The sequence below is a fragment of the Oerskovia sp. NPDC060287 genome (assembly GCF_042726775.1).
In the GTDB taxonomy this organism is placed as follows: domain Bacteria; phylum Actinomycetota; class Actinomycetes; order Actinomycetales; family Cellulomonadaceae; genus Oerskovia; species Oerskovia merdavium.
The window spans coordinates 1-4,649 of sequence record NZ_JBHXBO010000288.1; the positions used below are offsets into that span (position 1 = coordinate 1).

A 4,649-nucleotide genomic window follows, 5' to 3' on the forward strand; every position below is an offset into this window, starting at 1 on the left:
GCGCCTGGCGCCACGGCCACGAGCCGTCGGCGCGGACCGCACCAGCGGTGCTGCGCCAGCCCCATGACGCGGGCCGTACCCCCGTGTCGCACGACTACGGAGGCTCGATGTCCGCCCCACAGATCACGCCCACCGACAGCGAAGTCGGCGCTCCGGAGGACTCCGGGCCGCCCCTGGGACCCCGCGCACAGCGCCCCCGTCGGGACCGTGACGGTTCGCACGCCCGGAACTACAGCCCCGGGTTCTTCGTCAAGCTCGCACTCATGGCCGTCATCGACGCGCTCGGTGTGTACGTGGTCTGGTCCGCGTGGAGCGCAGAGTCGTACGGGATCCTCGCAGCGATGCTGGCCATGCTCGTCGCCGCCAACTGGGTCTACTTCTCCAAGCGGGCGCTGCCGCTCAAGTACATCCTCCCTGGCCTGCTGTTCCTGCTGGCCTACCAGATCTTCGTCGTGGCCTACACGGGCTACATCGCCTTCACCAACTACGGCACGGGCCACAACACGACCAAGGACCAGGCGGTCGAGGCGCTGCTCGTGCAGAACGAGCGCCGCGTCGAGGGCTCCGAGTCCGCGCCGCTCACGGTGCTCGTGGACGGCGACGAGCTCGCCTTCGCGATCGTCACCTCGGACGGGGACGTCGAGGTCGGCACGGCCGAGCAGCCCCTCACGGTGGTCGACGGCGCCGAGGTCGTGGGCGGCCGTGCGGCCGACGTCCCGGGCTACGAGGTCCTCGAGCGCGGCCAGGTGCTCCAGCGCCAGGAGGAGGTCACGAACCTCCGCGTTCCGGTGTCCGACGACCCCGAGGACGGGTCGATCCGCACACCCGACGCCATGACCGGCTACGTCTACACCTCGACGCTCGAGTGGGACGCCGCGAGCGACACCATGACGGACACGACCACCGGGACCGTGTACACGCCCAACGACGACGGGCAGTTCGAGGCCGAGGACGGCACGACCCTGGCCGTGGGCTGGCGCGTCGCGGTCGGGTTCGACAACTTCGTCACCGCGTTCTCGGACGGGCGCTATGCGCAGCCGTTCGTCAAGATCCTCGCCTGGACGTTCGTCTTCGCGATCGGGTCCGTGGCGACCACGTTCCTGCTCGGTCTCTTCCTGGCCATCACGTTCAACGACGTCCGCATGCGCGGTCGCAAGATCTACCGCGTGCTCATGATCCTGCCGTACGCGATCCCGGGATTCCTCGCGGCCCTGCTGTGGTCCGGCCTGCTCAACACACGGTTCGGCTTCATCAACGAGGTCATCTTCGGGGGAGCGGAGATCCCGTGGCTCACGGACCCGGTCCTCGCGAAGTTCTCGGTCCTGTTCGTGAACCTGTGGCTCGGCTTCCCGTACATGTTCCTCATCTGCACGGGCGCGCTGCAGTCGCTGCCGTCGGACGTGATGGAGGCCGCGAAGATCGACGGGGCCGGACGCTGGCGCACGTGGCGCTCGGTCACGCTGCCGCTGCTCCTCATCTCGACGGCCCCGCTGCTGATCTCGTCGTTCGCGTTCAACTTCAACAACTTCACGCTCATCTACATGCTCACCGGGGGTGGTCCACGGTTCGCGGACGCCTCGGTGCCGCTCGGCCACACGGACATCCTGATCTCGATGGTCTACCAGATCTCCGGCGTCGACGGCTCGGCCCCCAAGAACTTCGGGCTCGCGAGCGCGTTGTCGATCGTCATCTTCGTGATCGTCGGCACCATCTCGGCCCTGGCGTTCCGGAGCACCCGCAAGTTCGAGGAGATCAACTGACATGGCGACCACCTCTGTCTCCCCTTCCGTCGGCTCGTCCTCGGGCACCCCGTCCGGTTCGGGCGTAGGCCGTCAGCGCATGAAGCCCGGCCGCTGGTTCAGCGAGCTCGGCTGGCGCCACCTCGTGGGCGTCGTCGCGGTCGTGTTCGCGGCGTTCCCGCTGGTCTACGTCCTGTCGGCCTCGCTCTCGGAGAACGGCACGCTGACCGGCTCGAACACCCTCTTCAGTGACGTGAGCACCGCGAACTACGCGCAGCTGAGCGAGTCGCTGTTCTGGACGTGGATGCTCAACACGCTCGTGATCGCCGTGGTGACCTCGATCGGCACGGTCCTCATGGGGGCCGCGGCAGCCTACGCGTTCTCGCGCTTCCGCTTCGCGGGGCGTCGCGCCGGCCTGACGTCGCTGCTCATCATCCAGATGTTCCCGCAGATGCTCGCGTTCATCGCGATCTTCCTGCTGCTGCTGAGCCTCGGCGACGTGGTCCCGGCCCTGGGCCTGGACAGCAAGCTGTCGCTGATCTGCGTCTACCTCGGTGGCGCGCTGGGCGTGAACACGTTCCTGATGTACGGGTTCTTCAACACGGTCCCGCGCGAGCTCGACGAGGCCGCCAAGCTCGACGGCGCCACGCACGCGCAGATCTACTGGACGATCATCCTGCGCCTGGTCGCCCCGATCCTCGCGGTGGTCGCGCTGCTGTCCTTCATCAGCACGTACGGCGAGTTCATCATCGCCCGCATCGTCCTGACGTCGGAGTCCAACTGGACGCTCGCGGTGGGCCTGTACGGCTGGGTCTCCTCGCTGCGCGAGGCGAACTGGGGCCTGTTCACGGCCGGTGCCGTGGTCTCGGCGCTGCCGGTGCTGGCACTGTTCCTCTACCTGCAGAAGTACATCGTGGGCGGTCTGACGGCCGGTTCGGTCAAGGGCTGAGCGTGAGCGCCTCCCTGCCCGACGACGTCACGGCCGCCGGGTCGCTCGCCTCGCCTCGCGAGGCGGTCGCCCTGACCGCGCACCACGACGGTTCCGAGGTCTACGTCCCCGAGGGCACGCCCGCCCTCGGGGACGTGGTCCCCGTCCGGGTCCGGGTGCCCCGGGTGCCCGGCGGTCCCGCTGCCCAGGTCCGGTCCGTGTGGTTGCGGACGGTCCGTGACGGTGAGCCCCGCCTGTCCCAGGCCCGGCTCGATCGCGAGGACGAGCACGAGTCCTGGTACGTCGCCGACGTCCTGGTCCACAACCCGGTCACGAGCTATCGCTTCTTCCTGGACGTCCCGGGCGGGTACCAGTGGCTCAACGGTCGCGGGGTCTTCGACCGCGACGTGCCGGACGCCGCGGACTTCCGTCTCACGGTGCACCCGCCGGCGCCGTCCTGGATGGGCGACGGCGTCGTCTACCAGGTCTTCCCGGACCGGTTCGCACGCTCGGCCGAGGCGGACGACCGGCCGGTCCCGGACTGGGCCCAGCCTGCGGACTGGGACGAAGAGCCCCTCGCGGGCGGCCCCGGTGTCGGGACGCAGTACTACGGCGGTGACCTGCGTGGCATCGAGGAGCACCTCGACCACCTCCAGGCGCTCGGGGTGGGGACGGTCTACCTGACCCCGGTCTTCCCCGGACGCTCCAACCACCGCTACGACGCGAGCACGTTCGACCACGTCGACCCGCTCCTGGGCGGCGACGAGGCCTACGCCTCGCTCTCGCGCGCGGTGCACGCGCGCGGCATGCGCCTGCTCGGCGACCTGACGACCAACCACACGGGCGCGGGCCACGAGTGGTTCGAGCGTGCGCACGCCGACGCGTCGAGCGCGGAGCGTGACTGGTTCTACTGGACGCCGGGCGAGCCCGGCTACGTGGGCTGGCTCGAGCACGCGTCGTTGCCCAAGCTCAACTACGGCTCGCCCACGCTCGGGGCGAGGATGATCGACGGGCCGGGATCCGTCGTCGGGCGCTACCTGGGGGAGCCCTTCTCCCTCGACGGCTGGCGCATCGACGTCGCCAACATGACGGGTCGCTACGCCGACGAGGACCGCACGCTCGAGATCGCGCGTCGCATCCGGGCCACCATGACCGAGATCAACCCGGACTCGGTCCTGGTCAGCGAGCACTTCCACGACGCGTCGCTCGACCTGGCCGGTGACGGCTGGCACGCCAACATGAACTACTCGGCGTTCACGCGTCCGATCTGGACGTGGCTCGCCCCGCACGACTCGACCGTCCCGTTCCTCGGGCTGCCCGTCACGACCCCGCGGCGCGGTGGTCGCAGCATGGTCGAGACCATGCGCGACTTCGACGCCGTGCTGCCGTGGGCCGTGACGTCGCGCCAGTGGAACATGCTCGGATCGCACGACACCCCTCGCCTGCGCTCGATCGTGGGCTCGGCCGAGATGGTCGAGGTCGCCGCGACGCTCCTGCTGACCTACCCCGGTACGCCTGTGATGTTCGCGGGCGACGAGGTGGGCCTCACGGGAACCAACGGCGAGCACGCGCGCGTGCCCATGCCGTGGGGCCGCTCCGAGCGCTGGGACAGCGACACGTTCGAGGTCTACCGGCGACTGGTCGCGATGCGCCGGGCGAGCCGTGCGCTGCGTGAGGGCGGTCTGCGCTGGCTCCTGGTCGACGACGACGCCGTCGCGTACCTGCGCGAGACGACCGACGAGCGCGTGCTCGTGGTCGTCGCGCGCGACGCGTGGGCCGGTGCGCGCCTGCCCCGGCACCTGCTCGCGGGCTCCGAGCCCGAGAAGCTGTACGGCGGGCTGGGCCTCGAGGTCACGGCCGACGGCCTGGACCTGGGCGGGGACGGACCGGGAGTCGGGGTCTGGCGGATCGGCTGAGCCGACCCGCACGCGCGACCTCCACCGAGAAGTGAGCAGATGCCCCTGATCCGTGCGGAACAGGGG

Annotated in this window: 3 protein-coding genes; all 3 read left to right on the plus strand. The window is 69.9% G+C overall.

Annotation, left to right across the window (positions count from 1 at the left end; all coding sequences use genetic code 11):
* Positions 1–107: 107 nt before the first annotated feature.
* The 3 genes from ACFWFR_RS17575 (at position 108) to ACFWFR_RS17585 (ending at position 4,583) form a co-directional block, all read left to right on the plus strand.
* Positions 108–1,760: an ABC transporter permease subunit gene (locus tag ACFWFR_RS17575; protein WP_377623890.1), complete on the plus strand. Its 1,653-nt coding sequence runs from the start codon at positions 108–110 to the stop codon at positions 1,758–1,760.
* A 1-nt stretch (position 1,761) separates the two neighbouring features.
* Positions 1,762–2,688, plus strand: coding sequence for a sugar ABC transporter permease (locus ACFWFR_RS17580; protein ID WP_377617164.1), 927 nt, complete (start codon positions 1,762–1,764; stop codon positions 2,686–2,688).
* Positions 2,689–2,759: 71 nt separating this feature from the next.
* On the plus strand, positions 2,760–4,583 hold the full coding sequence (locus ACFWFR_RS17585; RefSeq protein ID WP_377623891.1) for a glycoside hydrolase family 13 protein: 1,824 nt from the start codon (positions 2,760–2,762) through the stop codon (positions 4,581–4,583).
* Positions 4,584–4,649: the final 66 nt, after the last annotated feature.

Coding starts and splice junctions, on each gene's coding strand:
- ACFWFR_RS17575 (WP_377623890.1), top strand. CDS start 108: ATGTCCGCCCCACAGATCACGCCCACCGACAGCGAAGTCGGCGCTCCG.
- ACFWFR_RS17580 (WP_377617164.1), top strand. CDS start 1,762: ATGGCGACCACCTCTGTCTCCCCTTCCGTCGGCTCGTCCTCGGGCACC.